This is a genomic window from Paucibacter soli, assembly GCF_037482845.1.
Taxonomy (GTDB): Bacteria; Pseudomonadota; Gammaproteobacteria; order Burkholderiales; family Burkholderiaceae_C; genus Paucibacter_B; species Paucibacter_B soli.
In genome coordinates, this window is record NZ_JBBHJW010000027.1 from 1 (window position 1) to 1851 (window position 1851).

2 protein-coding genes are annotated in these 1851 nt (G+C 64.5%); both read right to left on the reverse strand.

Annotated features, from left to right (window positions below; genetic code table 11):
* Nucleotides 1–124 precede the first annotated feature (124 nt).
* The gene (locus WG898_RS25080) at nt 125–733 is read right to left on the reverse strand and encodes a PEP-CTERM sorting domain-containing protein (RefSeq protein ID WP_339605506.1); all 609 of its coding nucleotides are present in this window, start codon (nt 731–733) and stop codon (nt 125–127) included.
* 62 nt (nt 734–795) lie between these two features.
* Nucleotides 796–1851 (reverse strand): hypothetical protein (locus WG898_RS25085; protein WP_506546840.1); only part of this gene is annotated, 1056 nt, incomplete at its 5' end.

The following is a 1851-nucleotide window of genomic DNA, read 5'->3' on the forward strand; positions in this document are numbered from 1 at the left end:
GCAGTGTGAGGTTGATGAACAGGCTGAACAGCCAGGCGTACCTGAAGAACATGGCGGCCACCCGCAGGTGGGCCGCCATGCCGCTCGTTGATGTGGTCATCCGTCGCTCGTGTCCGTTCAAGGTTCAGGCGCGCGAACTGGCCGAGCGCCGACGCGCGACACTGCCTACCGCCACGATCCCTGCCAGCATCAGCGCATAGGTCGACGGCTCCGGCACGCTGACGACGTTGACTTCTGCGCTGCCCAGGGTGGGTGCAATGGAGCGCGCAGCCTGGTTATTGACCTTGCCCACGAAGGTCCCGCCGGTCACCGCCACATGCCCCGTGCCTGCACCCAGTGCCCGGAATTGCAGCGTCGCAAAGTGGAAGCTGTAGTCCGGCCCTGCCGGCACCAAGGCCGGCGTGACCAGAAAGGTCACCCCCGTCAACTTGCCAGCCGCGTTGTCGATCGTTCCGGGCAAGGCTCTGAACGACCAGATCGGGTCGATGCTCACGCTGAGCAACTCCAAGATGCTCGCGTCAAAGCTGAACGCGACATTCTGTCCGCCTTGGAAGTTGTTGATCGGCAGGTTCGCCGGCGTGGTGTTGAAGCCCAGTCCATCGACCAGCAGCGAGAAGGTGTCGCCCACATCCACCGTCTGGCTAGCGGCACTGAGTGTGACCTGCGCTTGTGCACTGGCCAGGTGAGGGGCAGCAGCCAGGGCGGCGACGGCGATCAATGCCTTGATGTTCATGGATTCTCCTGAGCAAAAGGTTGGGTTATGAACGAACGGAGTTCATGGTCAGCAGCAGCAACTCACAGCGAGAACGCAAGCTGTGCCGGATGCTGTGAGTCCGGCACACCGATCAGGGCCACTTCCATCGGGTCGCCATACAGGCCGTCGAGGGCACTGGGGGCGTCGAATCCGTCCCAGGCCAGCGCGCCCTCGTGCGCGGTGGTCAGCGCCTGGTGATGCAGGCTGGAGCGTGTGGTGGGGGGCAGTTCGTCTGCGGCGCCGAACTGCATCGACCTCATGGCGCCGTAGTCGAAGCGGTCCGCGCTGAGGTCGATGCCGACCACGGACGTAACGGCCTGTGCCGCGGGCCCGGGCGCCACGAAGGCGCTGGGCTTGATGTACTTGGGCACCGGCAGATCCACGTAGGAGGTGCCCGTCTGGGACTTGCCGAACAGGTCGTCCAACATCGCCAGGTCGAACACGTCCACGAAACCGTCGCCGTTCATGTCCATGTCCGCGTCGCTGCCGAAGAAGGCGTCGTCCATCATCGCCAGGTCGAAGATGTCGACTTCGTGGTCCTGGTTGAAGTCGGCATCGGTCGCGTTGCCGTAGCCGTCACCATCGGTGTCGCGCTGGTCGGGGTTGGGCACGTTGATGGCGTTGTCCTGGTAGTCCGGGATGCCGTCGGCGTCGCTGTCTGCCATGTAGTGGATCTGGGTCGCGGCCGGGTCACCTGCGGGGCTGGTGAAGCTCAGGAACACGCCGTCCAATCCGCTGGAGACGGTGAGCTTGGTGGCGTAGCTGCCGTTGCCGGCGGTGTCCAGTTCCAACAGCCCTGTGGCCTTGGTGTAGCGCACGCCGGCAAAGCGCACGCCGGTGACGTCGATGAAGTCTTCGGCCGAGAGGTCCGTGATGCGGTCGCCGTTGAGGTTGGCGGCGGTATCCAGGAAGTGGTCCGCGCCGGCGCCACCGGTCAAGGTGTCGGCACCCGCCAGGCCCGAGAGGGTGTTGGCGTTGCTGTTGCCCACGATCACGTTGGCGATGCCGTTGCCTGTGCCGTTGATATTGGCGTTGCCGGTCAGGGTCAGGTTCTCAAGCGTGGTCGAGCCCAGGGTGTAAGTGATGCTGGCCTGTAC

Coding starts and splice junctions, on each gene's coding strand:
- WG898_RS25080 (WP_339605506.1), bottom strand. CDS start 733: ATGAACATCAAGGCATTGATCGCCGTCGCCGCCCTGGCTGCTGCCCCT.